The 18432-nt window shown below is 69.5% G+C and carries 16 protein-coding genes and 1 pseudogene; 7 read left to right on the top strand and 10 right to left on the bottom strand.

Features of this window, described 5'->3' with window-relative positions:
• The first annotated feature begins 208 nt into the window (after window positions 1-208).
• Genes F6W97_RS00210 through F6W97_RS00200 form a run of 3 tightly spaced genes read left to right on the top strand, consistent with a single transcriptional unit; the run spans window position 209 to window position 2546 of the window.
• Window positions 209-1765, top strand: a complete 1557-nt coding sequence (locus tag F6W97_RS00210) for a Rossmann-fold NAD(P)-binding domain-containing protein (RefSeq protein WP_155368022.1) — start codon at window positions 209-211, stop codon at window positions 1763-1765.
• Window positions 1762-2229 (top strand): cupin domain-containing protein, encoded by a 468-nt coding sequence (locus tag F6W97_RS00205; protein WP_155368021.1) that lies wholly within the window; start codon window positions 1762-1764, stop codon window positions 2227-2229. The genes F6W97_RS00210 and F6W97_RS00205 overlap by 4 nt, the downstream gene beginning before the upstream one ends.
• The gene (locus F6W97_RS00200; protein ID WP_155368020.1) at window positions 2217-2546 is read left to right on the top strand and encodes an EthD family reductase; all 330 of its coding nucleotides are present in this window, start codon (window positions 2217-2219) and stop codon (window positions 2544-2546) included. Before F6W97_RS00205 ends, F6W97_RS00200 begins: the two co-directional genes overlap by 13 nt.
• Window positions 2547-2628: 82 nt before the next feature.
• Here the strand turns inward: F6W97_RS00200 and F6W97_RS00195 are convergent, their stop codons facing one another.
• Complete coding sequence (locus tag F6W97_RS00195; protein ID WP_155368019.1) at window positions 2629-3387, bottom strand: hypothetical protein; 759 nt, start codon at window positions 3385-3387, stop codon at window positions 2629-2631.
• Between the two features lie 157 nt (window positions 3388-3544).
• Window positions 3545-6013: a hypothetical protein gene (locus tag F6W97_RS00190; protein WP_155368018.1), complete on the bottom strand. Its 2469-nt coding sequence runs from the start codon at window positions 6011-6013 to the stop codon at window positions 3545-3547.
• Between the two features lie 436 nt (window positions 6014-6449).
• On the opposite strand from F6W97_RS00190, the gene F6W97_RS00185 reads away from it, so the two are divergent.
• A complete protein-coding gene (locus F6W97_RS00185; RefSeq protein WP_230686278.1) occupies window positions 6450-7238 on the top strand; it encodes a S1 family peptidase in 789 nt (262 codons plus the stop codon).
• Window positions 7239-7291: 53 nt separating this feature from the next.
• On the opposite strand, the gene F6W97_RS00180 is transcribed toward F6W97_RS00185, so the two are convergent.
• Together F6W97_RS00180 and F6W97_RS00175 are read right to left on the bottom strand one after the other, a co-directional pair.
• Window positions 7292-7864 (bottom strand): GNAT family N-acetyltransferase, encoded by a 573-nt coding sequence (locus tag F6W97_RS00180; RefSeq protein WP_155368017.1) that lies wholly within the window; start codon window positions 7862-7864, stop codon window positions 7292-7294.
• A gap of 580 nt (window positions 7865-8444) precedes the next feature.
• Window positions 8445-9137 carry a hypothetical protein gene (locus tag F6W97_RS00175; protein ID WP_155368016.1) on the bottom strand — a complete coding sequence of 231 codons (693 nt, stop codon included), beginning with the start codon at window positions 9135-9137 and terminating at the stop codon, window positions 8445-8447.
• Window positions 9138-9704: 567 nt separating this feature from the next.
• Here F6W97_RS00175 and F6W97_RS00170 point away from each other — a divergent pair.
• Window positions 9705-10445 carry a hypothetical protein gene (locus tag F6W97_RS00170; RefSeq protein WP_155368015.1) on the top strand — a complete coding sequence of 247 codons (741 nt, stop codon included), beginning with the start codon at window positions 9705-9707 and terminating at the stop codon, window positions 10443-10445.
• Window positions 10446-10687: 242 nt separating this feature from the next.
• On the opposite strand, the gene F6W97_RS00165 is transcribed toward F6W97_RS00170, so the two are convergent.
• Window positions 10688-10978, bottom strand: coding sequence for a hypothetical protein (locus F6W97_RS00165; protein ID WP_155368014.1), 291 nt, complete (start codon window positions 10976-10978; stop codon window positions 10688-10690).
• Window positions 10979-11172: 194 nt separating this feature from the next.
• Here F6W97_RS00165 and F6W97_RS00160 point away from each other — a divergent pair, with 194 nt between their 5' ends.
• Both F6W97_RS00160 and F6W97_RS00155 read left to right on the top strand, forming a co-directional pair.
• Window positions 11173-11757 (top strand): CGNR zinc finger domain-containing protein, encoded by a 585-nt coding sequence (locus tag F6W97_RS00160; protein WP_155368013.1) that lies wholly within the window; start codon window positions 11173-11175, stop codon window positions 11755-11757.
• A gap of 151 nt (window positions 11758-11908) precedes the next feature.
• Window positions 11909-12349 (top strand): Rieske (2Fe-2S) protein, encoded by a 441-nt coding sequence (locus F6W97_RS00155; protein ID WP_155368012.1) that lies wholly within the window; start codon window positions 11909-11911, stop codon window positions 12347-12349.
• Between the two features lie 118 nt (window positions 12350-12467).
• Here the strand turns inward: F6W97_RS00155 and F6W97_RS00150 are convergent, their stop codons facing one another.
• From F6W97_RS00150 to F6W97_RS00125, 5 genes and pseudogenes are all read right to left on the bottom strand, one after another.
• On the bottom strand, window positions 12468-12875 hold the full coding sequence (locus F6W97_RS00150) for a PRC-barrel domain containing protein (RefSeq protein ID WP_230686277.1): 408 nt from the start codon (window positions 12873-12875) through the stop codon (window positions 12468-12470).
• A 114-nt stretch (window positions 12876-12989) separates the two neighbouring features.
• Window positions 12990-13925: a phenylacetate--CoA ligase family protein gene (locus F6W97_RS00145; protein WP_155368011.1), complete on the bottom strand. Its 936-nt coding sequence runs from the start codon at window positions 13923-13925 to the stop codon at window positions 12990-12992.
• A gap of 217 nt (window positions 13926-14142) precedes the next feature.
• A pseudogene (locus F6W97_RS41485) lies at window positions 14143-14784 on the bottom strand (AfsR/SARP family transcriptional regulator); the annotation flags it as partial.
• A gap of 159 nt (window positions 14785-14943) precedes the next feature.
• Window positions 14944-15108 carry a hypothetical protein gene (locus F6W97_RS00130; RefSeq protein WP_155368009.1) on the bottom strand — a complete coding sequence of 55 codons (165 nt, stop codon included), beginning with the start codon at window positions 15106-15108 and terminating at the stop codon, window positions 14944-14946.
• Between the two features lie 259 nt (window positions 15109-15367).
• Window positions 15368-18397 (bottom strand): 3-keto-alpha-glucoside-1,2-lyase-like domain-containing protein, encoded by a 3030-nt coding sequence (locus F6W97_RS00125; protein WP_155368008.1) that lies wholly within the window; start codon window positions 18395-18397, stop codon window positions 15368-15370.
• Window positions 18398-18432 lie beyond the last annotated feature (35 nt).

The following is an 18432-nucleotide window of genomic DNA, read 5'->3' as shown; positions in this document are numbered from 1 at the left end:
TGTGATCCGACGCTGTGGGGCCGTCGGGATGGCATGGCTTCGACCACGGCAGTTGTCCGCGAAGGCCGCGGCGCGGCGCGATCTCACGCCGAGGCCGACCGTCTTCCTCGCCGCGTCGAGCATGATGGGCGGCCAGGGAGTGTGCCTCCGTCGACCCGCACGCTACCCAATGTAGTCGATCAGCTACATTGTGCAATATCCTGCTCGGGTGGTGGAATTTAGACAGGCGCTGGACCAGGAACAGGCATACCTGGCCGGTTTCCAGATGGTGTGCGCCGACGAGGACGTCGCCGAGATCGCCGAAGGAACCTTGGACAGGCTGTCCGCGCTCGCGGGCACAGACCGGCTGCGCGGTGTCCGCCGGACCGGACCCGGTGCCTGGGTGCTGACCACCGGCGACGGTGCCGTGCTGAGGGTGTCGGCCGGGCGGCCGGCGCGCCGGCGGGCCTACCCGCCGCAGAGCCTGCTGCTCAGCCTCGCCATCGAACCAGGCGCCGGCCTTCCGGCCGCCCGGCGGGAGCATTTCGCCGAAGTACTGGAAGAGGTCCCGTTCAGCCCGGTCGAACTGCACCGGCTCGCCAGGGAACTGCCCCTGCTGTCAGGACTCGTGCGGACCCTGCCCTCGAAGGCGCTCGGCGATACCGCGCTCATGGTCATGGGCCACTTCATGAGCGACCTCGTGGTACAGGTGGAGACCGCGCTGGCGCTGGGCGCCCGTGCCGAAGCGCTGACCGTCATCGACAAGGGCTACCCGTACCGGCTCACCCACCGGGTCAAGGCGCACCTGCGCCGACTCGGCGTGACCATGTTTCCCGCGGGCCAGGTGGCGGCGGCCGCCGAATCCCACGCCCGCCGTTCCCGCTCCCACGGATGCGCGCGCACGGTCGCGGTCGACGACGGCGGCTACGTGCTGCCCGCCCTGCTCGACGAGCGTCCCGACCTGGCCGCCGACTACGACGGCCTGGTCGAGCAGACCATGTCGGGGATCTACCGGCTGGAGAAGTACGGCGACCGGATTCCGCTGCCGGTCCTGTCGGTCGCCCAGTCACGGCTCAAGGGCACCATCGAGTCGTACTGGATCGCCGAGGCGGCCGTGGCGAACCTGCTGCGGCTGATGCCGGGCGAGAAATGGGAGGGCAGACCTGCCCTGGTCATCGGGTACGGGCAGATCGGCTCCGAGATCGCGCAACTGCTGCGGCAGCGGCGGATGCGGGTGGCCTGCCACGACCGGGAACTGCTGCGCCTGGTCAGCGCACACGAGCACGGCTACCACACCGGGACCGACCTCGCCCGGCTCATCGGCGAGCACCGTCCCTGGCTGATCGTGGGCAGCACCGGACGGACCTGCCTGGGCGCCGCCGAGCTGTCCGCGGTACGCCGCGACTGCGTCCTGGCCAGCGTCACCAGCCGCACGGTCGAGTTCGACCTGCCGGCCCTGACCGGCCTGGCCGAACACATCGAGGACCTCGACGTCGAAGGCACCAGGTTCGTCCTGCCCCACGGAGTGCGCATCGACGTGCTCGCCGACGGATACCCGGTCAACTTCCACCATGCCGAGAGCGTGCCCAACCGGCAATCCGACCTCATCATGGCCGGCCTGCTCGTCGGCGCCGCGGCGCTGGCCGATCCCGGGCACGGGTTCCAACCGGGCCACAACGTCGCCCTCAGTGACCACGTCCTGGAGACCAGTGGCCTGCTCGCGGACTTCTACCGCCTGTACGGGCCCGACGCCGACCACCGGCCCGAACGAAGGAGCCAGCCCTGACCGCCGCGCCTACCACCCGACCGCCGCTCGCCGCCCGCCTGGACCTGGCGCCGCACCCCGAAGGCGGCTGGTACCGCCGCACCTGGACCAGCCCCGTCGCCGCCGACTGCGCCTGCCCCCACCAGGCCGCCTCAGCCGTGTACTACCTGCTCCACCCCGGCGAGGAATCCGCCTGGCACCGGGTCGCCTCCGACGAACTCTGGCTCTGGCACCACGGGCGACCACTCGAACTGCGCCTCGGCGGGACCGGCCCCGCACCCGCGGCCGACGCGGCCCCGACGCTGCTCGGCGGCGACCCGGGCGCGGGGCAGCACCCGCAGCTGCTCGTGCCCGCCGGAACCTGGCAGAGCGCGCGACCCACCACCGGACCCGCCCTGGTCACCTGCATCGTGTCGCCCGAGTTCCGTTTCACCGACTTCCAGCTGCACACCCACCACGAAGGAGAACCCGCATGTACCGCCTGACGATCCTCTACGGCCACCCTGCCGACCCGCAGGCATTCGACGACTACTACCGCGACGTCCACCTGCCGATCGCCCGGCGGATGCGCGGCCTCAAGCAGTGGACGATCGGGCACTGCGAGGCCGCCGTCGCCGGCCAGACCCCGCCGTACCACCTCATCGTCGGGCTCTACGCCGACACCCGTGAGGACCTCGAGGCGATCCTCGCCAGCCCCGAGGGCCAGGCCGCGGTCGACGACGTGCCCAACTTCGCCACCGGCGGGGTCACCTTCCTCTACAACGAGGATCACCACGTGCAGACCGTCCCGGTCACGGTCTGACCGGCGCCGGCCGTGACAGCTGGACCACGGCGGCGCGTCCGGACCCGCGTGACCGCGACCGTTGGAGCGCGCCGGGCGCTCGTCACGGGTCGGGGAAATCCGACATCTCTGGCAGGTCCCCGCTGGCGATGCCGACGATCTGGGAGATGATCAGCGCCGCGATGCATACGAAGATGACCAGGAAGATCGCGATGAAGACGCCGCGGAGGACGCGGAACTGCCGCCCGACGGCGGTGACGTCGATGCCGGCGGTCACGTTGTGCACCTTGTTGGTGCGTACGAGCTTTCCTGGGCGGAAGCCGCGGCCGATGTCGACCAGGTCCCCGTTGGCGACCGCGCCGTTGAAGTAGCGGCCCTTCATCTCGACCGGGATGGGCGGCAGGCCGCGCCCGGCGGCGTCGGTGCGTTCGAGCCGGAAGTTCCACACCGTGAAGTAGGTGCGCCCGATCATCTCCTGGCGCTGCTGCAGCCCGTTGACCACGCCGCTGCTGTCCGAGCCGATGCCGCCGCCTGAGGGCGCGGTCCGCGCTGCCGCCGGGCGCTGTTGCGCCGGCTGCTGCGCGGCAGCCTGGCGCGGAGCGGTCTGCCGGTGCGGGGCGGTCTGCTGGCGCGGGGGCGGCGGGGCGGCCGGACGGGCTGCCGGGGCTGCGCCGGTGGTCCGGAACTGTCTGGCCGCGGCCAGTCCTGCTGCGATCACGCCGTCGACGTCTGCCCGGCGGCCGATCGCCTCCATCGCGGCATCGGTGGCGGCCCGCACCTCGGCGTCACTGCCGGTCAGCCGTCCCTCGAAGTAGCGCTGCCATTTGGCGCGCTTGTCCGCGAGCCCATCCGGATCACTCACCGCGCTCCTCCCCGTCACCACGAAGCCCGCCTATATGGTCACCGTGCGGGTTCAGGTTGACAACGGGTTTGCCCGCCCGCACCGGCTCGCACGGTGACGTGATCACGACAGATACGAGGTCGTTACGCCGGCGTACGTGGCCGGGCGGCTCCCGCCGCTACTTCGCCCACACGATGAGCTGGATGTTCTCCACGGGCAGGCCCGTGCGGCCGGCGAGCACATGCCCGATGGTGTGCAGGTTCTGCTCGCTCAGCGCCTGGCCGCGCAGGTCGAGCACGACCGTCTGCTGCATGCGACCGGGGATGTTGGCCGCACCGGGCAGGTTGCGACGCGCCGCGATCTGGCGCGCGAGGTCGTCGAGCAGCTTCTCGGCGGCCCGTTCGGAACTGATGTGCACGGTCTCCCAGTTCTTCACCTCGCCGCGTACGTGCGGGGCGGTGAAGTCGGGTTTGGTGATCCCCCAGTTGCCGGCTGCGTCCTGGTAAAGCTCGGTCGTCTCGCCCTTGCCGCCGATCTGCTCGTAGATGTGGGCCACCTCGCGTTCGGACTGTCGCCAGTTGCGGATGCGACCGCGATCGCCGAGCGCTTTGAGTGCCTGCTCGGCTTCTTTTCTGGCGGCGGCGTCGGTCTGGCCGGCCAGGCGCTGCTGCCAGTAGTCGGACAGCAGCTTGACCTCGTCGGCGCCGAACCTGGCGATGGTCGGCCCGCGCAGGGCCTCGGCGGCCGCGCGGGGGGCCTGCCGCGCGGCGGCGGCGGCGATCGTCTCGGCACCGGCGAGCAGCCCCTTGGCCACGATGGGCCCCAGGTCCACGGCGATCATCATGACGTCGAGCGGGTCGACCTTCGGCGCTTCCAGCGGGGCTTCGAGGTTGCCTGCGCCGGACAGCCTGCCGTTGCGGTCGAAGGTGAACATCGTCTCGCCCTGGCGCAGGCGGTAGCCGGTGAGTTGCCCGGTCCGGGAGTCGCGAATCGGCATCACCGCCGCGGGGTCGACCCTGAGTCCGAACGTGCGCTCGTCGGCGCTGACGTGCGCGTCCGGGCGGTCGACCACTTCGAAGCGGGTGTGCCGCGGATCGGCGGGCGGCTGGTTGAGCCATACGACACGACTGACGTCGACGTCGGAGTGGACGCGGACGGGGACCTCGAAGGGCCGGCCCTCGGCCAGCCTGCCTTCGAAACCGGTCTTGGGCGGGTCGGGGCGGAGCAGGTCGTCCAGGGTCGGCGTGTTCGGGTCGTGCGGCCTGGTGGGCGGCACAGGCTCGAATCCTGGATGCGGCGGACCGGGCTGCGGACGGTCGGGTTGGCCGGGAGCGGGTTCGGGACGGCGGGGGTCCGGCTGCTCGGGTTGGTGGCGGTCCGGCGCCGGTGCGGGATCGGGGTGGGCCGGTGGGGCTTCGGCCGAGGTGGGACGGGGTGCGGGGTCCGGCTGCGATCGGCCATGCTCCGTCTGCGGCGCGGGTTCGGGCTGCGGCGCGGCGGCGGGCTGCTCGGGCTGGTGCCGGGCGTGATGGTGCTGCGGCTGCTGCTGTGGCGGGGTTTCGGCAGGCGGTGGTGCCGGCGGGCCGAACGGCACCGTCGAGACGATGTTGACGTCGCGGGAACTGTGCACGTCGATCGGCACGGGAACGGTCGCGGACACTGTCACGTCGGCGATCTTCTGCGGATCCTTCGACGGCTCGATGTGGATGATGACTTCGCCCGCGGCGACCTGCGGCAGCACGATCGTGGCCTTGTCCCCGCCGATGTCGATGCTCACCGTGACGACGCCGTCGCGCCCGACGTCTGCGGTCGCGGTCACGGTGTACGTCGTGCCGCCCTGCACGACCGTGACGTTGTGCACCGTCTGCCCGCCGCCGTAGAGCGTGCCCAGGTCGGAGACATGGAACGTGGCATCGCCTGCGCCGTGCTCGGTGAAGTGCTCGGACACGTCGAAGTTGAACAGCAGCCCCGCCCCGCCCTGTCCCCCGCCGTCGGCCGTGCGGGCTGCAGTGTCCCGGACGTCGGCGGCCCGCCCGTCCGGCGGGTCGGGTGCGGTGTAGTCGCCGGGTGGGTCGGGTGCGGCATACGGGTCTGCCGGCCCCGCGAGGGAGGCGTCGAACGCCGGCGGGTCCGGGGCGACGTAGTCGTCCAGGCCGGGCGGATCGGGAGGCACGTAGCCGTCCGAGCCGGGTGGGTCAGGCGGCAGGTAACCGTCCCGGCCGGGCGGATCGGGCAGCACGTGGTCGTCGACGCCGGGCGGGTCCGGCGCGACGTAGCTGTCCGGCCCGTCGAACCAGGCCGGTTCGGCCGGCTGCTCGTGCAGGCCACCGCCCGGCGGATCCCCGGCCCCGCCGCCGAACGGATCCGCCGGGCCGTATCCCGGGTCGGGGGGATCGAACCCCGGCGGGTCGGGCGGCAGGTAGTTCGGGTCGGGAAACGGGTCGTGCATCGGCTGCCCGCCCGCGAACGGGTCGGCTCCGCCATGGACGTCGGGCGTCACCGGATCGAAGGCCGGGTGGCCGATCGAAGGGTCGAAAGCCGGGTCGTGGTGCGGAACCGGCTCCGGCGGCGGCATCATGACCGCCGGATCGAACGGCGGCGGGTCCGGGTGGTGCGGCTCCGGCGGCGGCAGGTAGGGGTCGGTCATCGCGCGCCGGTCACCCGGACGCTCCCGGCTGTCGTCTCCCGCCTCCAGGTCAGACCGATTCGGAGCCGCGTCGCGCTTGTGCGCCTGCGCATCGTCGTCGCTCCGTCGGTCATGGATCCATGATGAGCCTGTCTGTTCGATGAATCCAGACCTGGCCACCACGCGCCTCCTCGCACCGGGGCTCAAGTCCACATGCGCGGACAACACGCAGGTCAGGGCAGGAACTTGGGCGTAAAGATCACGAGACGGGCCTTAGGCGGCTGACCCTTCACCAGGAGTCGTTCGGCCGAGTGACCACATTGGCAAGGTAAAGATCACAACCCGGTGCCGTGTTTGCGACGTCTATCCATGTGAAAGCGAAGTCCGTCGTCGACGCCGTCAGGCAGCCGATGACAGACAGACGCGGGCCCTCCCGCGCAGAGCAAAGGATGAGTTCTTGGACGTCGCACACAAGCACCGCATTCGTCGGGCCGGGCTGCTGCTCACCTCGACGATCGTCGCGGCCGGCCTCGGGATCTTCCCGGCAGGCCCGGCACACGCCGTCGCGAACAGCGACGTCGTACCCAACGGCCGTTACCAGTTCGCGGTCAAGCTGACCATGACCGGGATCCCGACGGCCGACGGTGGTCGCCGCAACAGTGCCTGCTCGGGTGCGCTCATCGCACCACAGTGGATCGTCACCGCGGGACACTGCTTCCGGGACTTCAACGGCGTCCGGGTGGAGCGACCGGTCGCCGACCTGACCACCGCCACCGTCGGGCGGGCGGACCTGACCAGCGACATCGGTCACGTCGCCACCATCATCGCGGTGCGCCAGTCTCCCACCACCGATCTGGCGCTGGCGAAGCTCAGCTTCCCGATCAACGACATTCGGCCGCTGGCCCTGAACCGTAAGACGCCGCGGGCCGGTGACATCCTCCGGATCACCGGCTTCGGTTCGCTCACCAGTTCCAACCCCGTGCCGTCGCCGCAGCTGCGGACCGGTCAGGTCACTGTCGTCACCGTAACGGAACCCAGCGTCGGCGTCACCGCCCTGGCACCGGCACCCGACACCAGCGCCTGTCCGTACGACTCCGGCGCGCCGTACTTCATGGAGCACGGCAACGGGCGGCCCACTCTGGTGTCGGTGGAAAGCGGCGGGCCGTCCTGCCCGCACGCGTTGGAAGAGCGGACCTCCCGGGTGGACAACATCGCCCACTGGATCAAGAACATCATCGGCGACTGACAGGTAGGCGACCGGGCGGCCTGCTCGCCCGGTCGCCGAACCGAGGTGGCGCCTCAGCGGTCAGGGACCGGCTCGGACGACGGCCGCCACTCCCGCCTGAGCAGCCCGTATACCCATGAGTCGGAGACCTCGCCGTTCACGACGCAGTCTTCCCGCAACGTTCCTTCCCGCACGAACCCGAGCTTCTCCAGCACGCGGGCAGATGCGACGTTGCGTGTATCGGTCTCAGTCTGGACGCGGTTCAGGTCAAGCGTGTCGAACGCCCACCGCAGCAGGACGCGTGCGGCCTCCGTCGCGTAGCCGTGGCCCCACCCTGCCTCGTGGTAGCAGTAGCCCAGCGATGCGCTGCGGTAGTCCGGATTCCACCGGTTCAGGCTGCACCAGCCGATGAACGCCCCGTCGGAGACACGATCCACAGCCAGTCGCGCCCCGGTGCCCTCCTCTGCCATCTGCCGGCAAGCCGTGATGAACCGCTCGGCGCGCACGCGTTCGCTCCACGGAGGCGCGTCCCAGTAGCGCAGCACGTAGGCGCTGCTGTGCATCGCGAAGAGGTCATTCGCATCCGCGTCGTCGAAGGGACGCAGTCGAAGGCGAGCGGTGTGCAGCGTGGGGGTGGGTAGCGACATGAGCGTCAAGTTCCCTCTCGCGATCGGCGGCCGATCAACCAGACATCCGATGGCCGTCCGCTCGCAACGGAGTTTCTCGGAGGTCGGGAGAGCGACGTGCCCCCTCATCGGCGGATCCGGACCTGTGGTCCGCTCGCGTATGAAAGACCGGGTCGCAGGGTCCTGGCCGGTGTCTGAACTACCTGGGCTACTCGACCAAGGGTCGAGAAGCGCCTCCGGCCAGCCGCCCTGACCAGCTGGTCCCGGGAAGCAGAAAAGGCCGACCCCACCCGACACCCAGGGCGGGTGATCAAGCATCGCCGCACGTCACGCATGGTATGCATCGGGGGCGAATGTCGTTTGGACGCAGGCCGGCTCAGGCCGGCGACGGCCGACGAGGTCTCCGGTTCTCCTGGACTCCCCAGCACGCTGCCGCCGCGTTGCCTGTCCGGAGGGAAGCGGCGGGCGGAGCCGTGCCCGGCTCGTTCGTCCCCTTGGTCACGGTCCCGGAGCAGTGTGCGGACCATGACGCCGCACGACAGATTCGGGCCGGAGCACGATGCAGAGTTCGGCGCCCGCACGCCGCCGCATCGTCGAGGTGTCACGCCAGGGTGATGAGTTTCTCGGTGCCGCGATGGCTGTCGCGTCCCGTGAGCACCATCCGCACCGTGGCACCCGTGCAGCACAGCTCCGCCGGGATGGTGACAGCCACGGTGGCGAGCCGCCCGAAATCATCCGCGGGCGCGTCGAGGAGCAGGTAGGGCCCGTCGAACTTCTTCAGGTTCGCGCCGTTGAACAACTCGACGCGCACCGTCTCTCGCGGGTCGAAGCCATTGCCCGACACCTGGACCGCACCGCCCGCCGTGACCTCCACCGGATTGACTGTGATCTGCGCTTTTCCGACCGGGCGAGCGGTGCCCGCCGACACCGACGACACTGATGGCGACGGTGATGCGGACCAAGATGGCGACGGCATCACCGCCGGCGACGGAGCCATGAGGCCGGCCGGCACCGCCACGATCGCGAGAGGAATCAGCAGCATAAGCGCGGACATGGTAGCCCGCCGTCGAGATGTGCTTTGCGCCCACACCAACCAGCCGCCAGTCGTCGACGGCGAGGAACCGGCGGCGCCCGGCGTGGGGGTAACCGCAAGCAGGAGCGTCGCGGCCGCCAATACGAGCCCGGCGATCCAAACGCCGGTCTCCAGCCCGTCTCTGCCCCGCAGCGCGCTGGCGAGCATGAGGCCACCGGCCAGCCCGACGATCGCGCAGGTCGCGAACCAGAGCTTTCCCATCGCTCCATCATGCCCAGCCGTGCCCACACACGATCTGACCAGAATCCGACTTCGCCGCCAGCTGCGCCAAGCGTACCCACCTGACGTGCGCCACCTGCTATCCCACCGAGTCGATGTGCCTGCCAGAGCTGCGTCCCGGAAGACCGGAGCATGGCATCAGACTGGCCTTCTCTCCGGGGGTGGATGCGTTCGAAGCGGTCGCCGGAGTCGCACCACGGCGGGTCGACCCCTAGGTCTGGGGTGCCGAAAGCGCGTGGGTGGAGACCACCGGTTCGTGGCGCGCTACGGCGCCGACAGACGCTGACGGGCCTTTTCAGATCGGATCAAGCCGTCCTTGACGGCTCGGTCGACCATCGCCGACTTGAAATGCGAAGGTCGGCCGTACGTCGCGCACATCACCCGCGCCTCTACCGTGGAACTACGGCTCACTCGCACGGGAGAACGACTGTGATCGTGTGGTCGTGCGACTTACATTCGACAGACGATCGACGTGACCGAGCCGATATGCGAGCATGTCGCGATCGGACCGGCTGATGTGGCGAGGCCGGCAGCAGAGAGCGAGACGCCGTGAGCCGGTATGCCTGGTGGTTCAAGATCTCGACGGGGCTCGTCGTCGGTGCCGCAGCTGGGGTCGCCGTCTACTACGCCAGCCAACTGCAGGGACGCGATCTCTTCCTGCTCGCCGGGGCGACCGCCGGGGTGGTCGCGGCCATCGTGGTCCATGCCTACACCAGCGCCGGCGTCCGGCTGACCGGCGTCAAGGTCTCAGTGCCGCAGCTCAGCGAACTGAACTTCGTGCTCACTCGCGACAACCAGCAGGTGGCATGGCGCCTGTTCAAGGAGATGACCAGCCGGATCGCCATCCGGCCGCTGTCGGCCGGGTCCGGGCGCATCCGGGAGGCGCTGTCCTCACTTCACGCGCTGGTGCTGTTCACCCGCGGCATCATGGACGAGGTGCGCCCCAGCCGCCACATCGGCGCTGCCCCCACTGTGGAGCATCTGGCACTCGCAATGGTGAACAACGAACTGGCCCCTTTCCTGTCCCGCTGGCACCCTGATCTGTACCAATGGGAGCAGTCCGGCGCCGACGCCGAGTCCGCCTGGCCCGGCAACGCGCAGTGCCGAGCGGATCTGGCCGCGGTGCAGGCAAGGCTACGCAAGTACGCCCGGGGATTCGGCGAGCTGGCTGGCATGAGTGACGAGACCATCGCGGTGCTGTTGCAAGGCCAGGTCGAGTTCGACGCCAACGGCGCGGTCGAGTCCGCGGCCCTGCCGCGCCAGGGTACCGGGCAGCAGACCGGCGCCTGACCCGGCCGGGCTCGCAAACGTAAAACGACGAGCGCTATATCTATGCGCTTCAAACGGGACGCGTTCATCTCGTACAGCCATCAGCGTGACCTGGGGCTGGCCCGTGCACTGCAGCACGGTCTGCACCACTTGGCCCGCCCCTGGGCGCGACGGTCGGCGATCAAGGTCTTCCGCGACACGACGAGTCTGTCAGCCAACCACGACCTTGGTCGGCAATCCTGACAGAGCGGCCGTTGTGCGAGCTACGGTGCACCGGCCAGGGCGAGCCACTCCGCGGCCTCGGCCGGCTGCCGGCCGTTCAGGTCCTCGAACCGGTCCTGAGCCGCCGCCGCAGCCTGGGCCTCGGCGGACCACTCGTCGGTGAGCAGGTGCGCGTAATACGCCATCGCGACTTGCGGGGCTGCGGCGCCGGACCGTGCCAGCCCACGTGTCAGGTTGTCCCGGGCGGCCTGCGCCAATGCCGGCGCGGCGTCCTCAGGACCCAGGCGCGGCTGTCGGTTCCAGATTCCGTGCACGAGGACGACAGGGATCACCGGCCAACTCTAGAGTCGGCCACCGTGGTGACAGCTGTCCGCTTACGGCACTGCCCGCAGCTATCAGCCGAGTAGGGGCGGACAGGGTCAGGTGAGGGCTGATCCCGCGGAGCACGCTCGCGACGCGACCGGCTGAAAAAGGTTTCTGGTCATCGATGCCGTAACCGGTATCATGCTTTTGGAGGTGACGTCACGTGGAGGAGGGCAGGCTGCGGCTGGTCCGCGAGTTGGTGAACACCTGCGACCTGGAGCGTCACGTCGAAGCGCTGCCGAACACGAGGGACCTGACCGCTTGGTTGCGGTACCTGGAGCTGATCGACAGCACTACGGAGGTCGACGATGCCGATCTGGTGCGCGTGATCGAGCTGCGCGAGGCCGTACGCCAATTGCTGATCGTCAACCACGACGGCGTCACCTCCGCCCCCGCCGAGCAGGCGGCCGCCTACCTGAGCGAGGTGGCGCGCCGGGTTCGACTGCGTCCGGTGTTCAGTGCCGACGGCTACCGGCTGGCCGCCGAGGCGACCGGAGTGGACCATGCGATCGGCGAGTTCCTGGCCGTCATCGTGAAGGCGATGGCCGACGGCAACTGGTCGCGGCTCAAGGCGTGCTCCAGCGACATCTGCCGGTGGGCGTTCTACGACGCCACCCGCTCCGGCGGCGGCCGGTGGTGCTCGATGCGGGTCTGCGGGAACAAACGGAAGGCTGCGGCTTTCCGCGCCCGCAAACGCGAGGCGGCATCAGCGCCGCCTTCGACGAGTGGTTCCTCGACATCGCGGTAGGAGAGGTCAAACCGCAGGTAGCAGTGCATGGCTGCCATGTGTCTGCCAGGCAGGGCCGGAGATGAGAGCAACATGCAAATACGACATAATGGACACCTCGCCCAGCAGACGACGCTACGCTGCTGGTTGTCGATCAACAGCGGGGATGCTCATGGGCGCGACACGACGAACACTGCTGACCAGCGCAGGCGCGGCAGCGGCCGGCGGCCTGGTAGGCGCCACCGGCTCACCTGCCGCCGGCTTCGCTGAGCCTCCAGCCGACCCCGTCGTGCCTGTGGTCGACCCGGTCACGCCGGTAGTCGGCCCCATCGCGCTCGGCCCGGCCACGGACATCCCGGTCGGCGGAGGCAAGGTCTACAGCACCGCGATGGTCGTCGTCACTCAACCCGTGGCAGGCGACTTCAAGGCGTTCACCTCGATCTGCACGCACTGGGGCTGCCAGGTCGCCGCCGTGGAGAACGACCAGATCATCTGCCGCTGCCACGGCAGCCGGTTCTCGGCGACCGACGGCTCGGTCGTCCTTGGCCCCGCCACGCTGCCTCTCGGCCCGAAAGCCGTCACCGTCCAGGACGGCCAGATCACCCTCGGCTGAGCCCGCGAGACCGCCCGGCGCCGCCGTCAGATGCGCGGGACGCCGCACTGAGCCGCCGGGTGAACGGAAGCCGCGGGCGGCCAGGCGTCGTGCCTGCTGCCGCCCGCGACCGCTGCGATCAGATCTGCCAGAACTGGCCGTAGTACGAGCCCAGCGAGTCGAGGTAGGCGCCGTCCCGGTGCCGGTCGGCCTCGAACTCGGGCGCGTCCTTGACCTGGTCCTTGGTGCACGTGAGGTAGACGCGCTCGTCGTCGAGGTCGATGCTCTTGATGACGCCGGCAGGCAGCACCACCTTGCTGCCGAAGATCCACGGGCCGGTGTCGACCACGAGGATCCGCGAGCCGGCCTCACCAGCCTGCTCGTCGATCTTGCCGATCGAGCCGTCGGTGGCCTCCACCCGGAAACCGGTGAGGTCCCTCTCGCCGCCCTCGACCACGGGCTTGTAGTCCAGGGTCTCGTGGTAGTTCCATGGATCCCACGGCGTGGGGTTCATCATCGTCACGACGGCCTCCTTACTCACGGTCACGTACGCCGTCCTTCTACCCACTGGCGGCGCGGACAGTCCCCGGGTAGCCCTCCCACTTCCATCAGACCGAAAGTGGGCGCCCGGGCCGGCGTCTGCGGATCTGCGCAGGCCGGGTCATTCGAGCAGAGGCCGCTCGTCGACGACCTGGACGAGCTTGCCCGTGCGCGGATTGGTCACCAGCCCGTCGCGGGCCACCCATTCCACCTGGAGATGGTGGATGGCACCGGCCTCGACCTCGGCCGGATACAAGGGGCGGGCCTCGTAGACGGCTTCGATCAGCCGCTCGGTCAGCCCGGCGGGCGGCCCGTCCAGGCTCGCCAGGCGGAGGATGAGGCCGTTCCTGCCGTCCCAGCGGCGCGTGACCAGCTGCATCCCCGTGATGATCCGGTCGGGGTCGGCCGCGATGAGGACGTCCCTGATGTCCTCGGTGGGCATGGACACCGCGCCGAGCCGGGCGCCCTCGCCGGAGCGGCCCATCAGGCGGAAGTGCCGGCACTGGGGATCCACCCATTCGGCGCGGTCCCCCGCGGGGTAGCGGATGATGGGCATCAGCGTGCGGAAGAGGTTGGTGACGAGGACCCGGCCGGCTACTCCGGGCTCGGTGATCGGTTCGCCCGTGGCGTCGTCGACGATCTCCACCACGGTCCGGTTGGGGAATGCTTCGTGGATGCGCACGTCCTCGCCGGGCACGGGGCCGCCGACAAGGCCGGCGTCGACCGACGCGTAGCCGAGGGAGGCGACGGCCGCCTTCGGAAACGCCCTGGACAGCAGTGGCCGCAGGTCGTTGAAGAGGATGTCGCCGGCGAAGAGAACCAGTTCGATGCGTTCGGCCGAGTATCGGCTCCGCACGATGTGCTCGGCCAGCGACGCCAGTTTCATCGGCTCGCTGGCGATCACGTCGACGCCGAAGTCTTCGATGAGCTGGACGATGTACTCGTTCGACGCTCCGCCGACGGGCAGCCGCACGTTGTCGACCGGTGCGTGGTGCAGCGCGCCCTCGATGTAGAGGAAGCCGCCGTAGAGTTCGCCGGCCCGGAACAGGTTCGCCACCTTGTGCCCCGGACGCAGGCCGGCCCACCCGGGTGAGCACAGACAGCTCGCGGCTCCGGCCGGTGAAGTGACCGACGCTCGGCGGAAGCTGGGCCGGTTTGAGCTCGCCGCGCCGTGGATGGTCAGCCGCCGATGGCGCGTAGGCATCCTCTCCCCGAAGGATGCAAGCATGTAGATTGCGGAGTTCTGCGCACGGGTCGCTGCCCAGCTCCTCGACGAGCCGGTCCCGCAGCGCCTGGTATGCCTTCAGCGCGTCGGCTCGGCGGTGGCATCGGTCCAGCGCCGTCATCAGCTGTCCGGCCAGGCGTTCCCGCAGCGGATGCTCGGCCACCGCGGCGCCGATCTCGCCGACCACCTCCGCGTGGTTGCCGGCGTCCAGTTCTGCGGCGAACCGTTCCTCCAGCAACGCGATCCGCAGTTCGGCCAGGCGCACGCGGTCCACGTCGATGCCGGGCGCGTCGATTCCGTCCAGCGCCTCACCGCGCCAGACGGCCAGCGCCTGGCTGAGCCAGCGAGCGATCTCGCCTGGTGACTCGGCCAGACGCGACTGCCGCGCCAGCTCCTGCGACCTCTCCACGTCCACCAGGCAGGCCACCGGATCGAGCAGGTATCCGGGATGACGGGTCAGCAGGGCCGCGCCCACCTTGCGGCGCAGTGCGGAGACCAGGCCCTGAACCCGCGACCTCGGTGACGCCGGGGGGTGCGTGCCCCACAGGCAGTCGATGATCCTGGTCGTGGAGACGGCTGTCCCCTTGGTGAGCGCGAGGATGACGAGCAGGTTGCGTTCCAGCGGCGACAGCGGAACGGCCTCACCCGACACCCGGACCTCGACCGGCCCCAGCAGATCGACCTCCAGCATCAGTACACCTGTCCCATTCGCGTCGATGCGATCTGTTCAGCGAGGCTGGATGATCGGCCACCTCGGGCGGCAATACCCCGTCATGTGGCAGCCTCAGCCGCCGCGGCCCGAAACGTCGGCGGGTGAGCCCGCCAGACGAGCTGACCCGGCGGCACCGGGCTAGCGTGGGCGAACCGGCCGGGCCGGCGCGGCATCGAGCCCGTATGCCGTGGTGTCGCGGATGTCGAGCAGGTCCCGAGACGCCGGCCACTCGTACAGCGCGACCGCGACCGGGCCGCCCGGTTCGGGCTGCCGCGCGAACGACTCCCGCACAGATTTGGTCATCTGTTCCCCTTGCCGGGCCGGACGGCGCCGCCCTGTTGAGAGCTCAACGATGCCGGAGCTTAGCGGAACAGGCATACAACGCCGATACATCTACCCACGTCAATCGCACTTCGACCGAGGCAGGAAGCCTTCGTACGGCCGATCACCACGGCCGAGCAGCGACGGCTGCAGCGGATCGGGGGCACCGCGGAGGACCTGGTAAAGCGGGGCTGAGCACTCTGGCGCCGCCGTGCGGAGACCGGCGGCACCAGAGAGTGCGTCAACTCAGCGGTTCGATCCAGATGTTGCGGAAGCGGGGGTTCGCGCCTGGGTCGCCGTGGTCCTGCAGACCTATGGAGCCAGGCGTCGGCCCTTCGGGCTGGCCGTTGCCGGTCGAGCCGTTGACGGCGACGTTGTTGTGGACGACGACGCCGTTCCACACCACGGTGACCCTGGCATCCTCGAGTTTCGTGCCCGTCGCGCTGAACCTCGCGGCGCGGAACGAGATGTCGAACGTCTGCCAGGTGTTGGGTGCGGTGGCCATGTTCCGGTCGGGGGCACGCTTGAGGTAGATGGCACCGGCCTCATTGTTGGCCAAGGTGGTGTCACCGTAGGAGTCCAGCACCTGAATCTCGTAGCGTTCCTGAAGGTAGAACCCGCTGTTGCCGCGGGCCTGTCCGGTCACCTCCGGCGGGTAGGCGGGTTCCAGCCACTCGCCATGCAGCTTGAAGTCGCCGAACTTCGCTCTGGTGCGGATGTTGCCGCCCAGCGATTCCACGGATCCTCCGGCCACCGGCCAGGTCGCCGGGCTGCCGTCCGCATTCTCCCACGCCGCCAGACCGGTGCCGTCGAACAGCGAGATGCGAGGTACCGGCGTGACGACCACGTGGTCGAGGTTGCTGCCGTTGGCGCCCGTCGTGGTCGCACGGATCTTGACCTGCCCGGCCGGCAACGTCGTGGTCAGCGATGCGGTTCGCCAGGTGCTCCACGCGCCTGTCGGCGGGAACGGAAACGCCGGGCTGACAGCCGTGCCGTTGACCGCGATGGCCAGCGGCCGGTCGACGGTCTTGCCATTGGCGTAGCGGAATGCCAGCGAGTGGGCTCCGGCAGTCGGCACGTTGACCGTCCATTCGACGTACCCGCCGGTGTTGGCCGTGTCGGCGAAGTCGGCGTAGCCGGATCCGCTGTGCCCGGAGTGTTCGGTCCCCACGTTCGCGCCGCTGAGTGCCGCCTGCTCGGCCTCATAGGTGCCACCGGCCAGCGCGTTGAGGGTGTACCACGCCTCCGTGCTCCACAGGGACTGCCCCGAGGCCGAGCTGAACGGCCGCGGCGAGTGGACATGCACCACCCGTCCGGCTTCCAGGCCGTTGATGCGCAGTGTGACCTTCCTGCCGTCGGCCGAGGGGATGGCGGACGTGACGCCCAGCGTCTCGAGATCGACCTTCGGCCCGCCGTAGGCCGAGGTCGGGGTGTAACGCCATTGCTGGACGCGGTATCGCGACGTCAGCGCGCTCAGCGTGGCGGCCGACAGCGGCTGGGTGTATTCGAGCTCGAAGCCGCCGGCCACCGCCCGCATCGCCAGGATGTCGAAGGCGTTGCTGCCGGCAGGGGTCAGCTTCTGCAGGCCGTAGCGGAGCTTGCCCTGCTGGCGCCAGTTGCTGCTGGCGCGTTCGTCGCCGATGCCGCCCGCGTAGATCGCGCCGTCGGGGCCGAGGGTGAGCCGGCTGATGCCGGCCTCCAGGCCCTGGGCGAAGCGGAAGACCGCGCCCTGGTACTCGCCGTTGACCTTCTCCAGGTAACCGCGCTGGATGCCGCCGTAGGTGACGTCACCGAACAGCATCTGCCCGGCGAACGGGCCCTGGGTGAGCATGATCGGGGTGCTCGGGGAGTTCGCGATCTCGTTGTGCGGCAGCCACAGGACCGGCTGGGTCACGGCGTTGGTGTCGAACGGTCCGGCCGGATCGTTGTAGTGGTTGAAGAACCGGCCCGGCTTGAGCTGCACGAGCTTGTTGGCCGACAGCCAGTCGCCCTGGTTGTCGGTGACGAAGATGCCGCCTTCGGGACCCCATCCCATGCCGTTCGGCGTACGCAATCCGCTCGCCGTGTATTCGACCTGGCCCGTCGCCTTGTTCACCTTGATCGCGGTGCCGCGGTTGGCGGCGAGCTGGGGTCTGGTGGTGCGCCCGCCGGGAGTGATCTGCACCGACAGGTTGAGGTAGAAGAAGCCGTCCTTGTACAGCAGGCCGAATGCGAACTCGTGGTAGGTCCCGCCGAACGGCCAGGTCGCCACGGTGCGCTTGTTGTCGATGATCTCGTCGCCGTTGGTGTCGTTCAGCTCGACCAGCCGGGACCGCTCGGTGACGTACAGCTTGCCGTCCACGTACTTGATGCCCATCGGGTCCTGCATCCCGGTGGCGATCCTCTTCACCGTCACCTGCGCGGCAGAGGTGGTGCCGATGACGTTGCCCAGCAGGTAGACCTCGCCGAGCGGATGGGTGGTGCCGTAGTCGCCGCCCCAGGTGGTGATGGCCAGCCGGTTGTCGGGCAGCCAGTCCATGCCGGTGACCTTCGGCTGGAACCCGCTGGGACGCAGGTCGGTCAGGGTGTAGTTCGGGTGCACCGCGTTCAGTGGGAGCCCGTCGCCCGGGGCGTCGCCGCCCTCTACGCATTCCTTGGTCCCCGGCGCGGTCACCCGGGTGACTCCGGATTCGGTGCTCAGCGCGGCGGTCGGCACGACGGCGAACTGCGCGGAGCCGGGTGGCTGCCACTCCAGTTTGAGCGCCTGCCCGCCGGTGTTGTCGAAGTGTTCGATGCGCAGCTTGTGGTAGCCGGCGGACAGGTCGACGGTGCCGTCCTTCGGTGACGCGCCGTGCACGCCGTCGTGGTTGACGACGGTCGTGAAGGTGCTGTTGGAGTCGTCGTCGTCGACGACGGTGCTCTTGTCGATGCGCAGGCGGGAGCCGTCGTCGCTGGTCAGCCGGAAGACGTACGAGCCGGCGGTGGTGATGTTGATGTTCGCGACGACCTGGGTGAGGAAGCTGTCGGCGATGCCGAAGTCGGCCTGGGTCGACCAGTTGATCAGCGGCATCAGCTTGTCGAAGTTGGGGGTCTGCCCGGGTTTGAGCGTGCACAGCCCGTTCAGAGCTGTGCTGAGGCTGTAGGTGCGCAAGGTGACTCCGGGATCCTGCGGAGGGATCGCGGCGTGTGCGGACCCGGGCACAGCCAGGGGCAGCAGCGCCAGACTCAGCCCCAGGGCGAGGGCTGGAGCCCGCCGCCGGCGGGCGACTTCAGGGACGGTGGGAGAACTCATGGCGATCCTTCTCGCGATCGCACCCGGACGGCAGC

Origin of the sequence: Catellatospora vulcania, assembly GCF_009720385.1 — a bacterium.
Lineage (GTDB): Bacteria > Actinomycetota > Actinomycetes > Mycobacteriales > Micromonosporaceae > Catellatospora > Catellatospora vulcania.
This window is presented reverse-complemented; position numbering and strand designations above follow the sequence as displayed.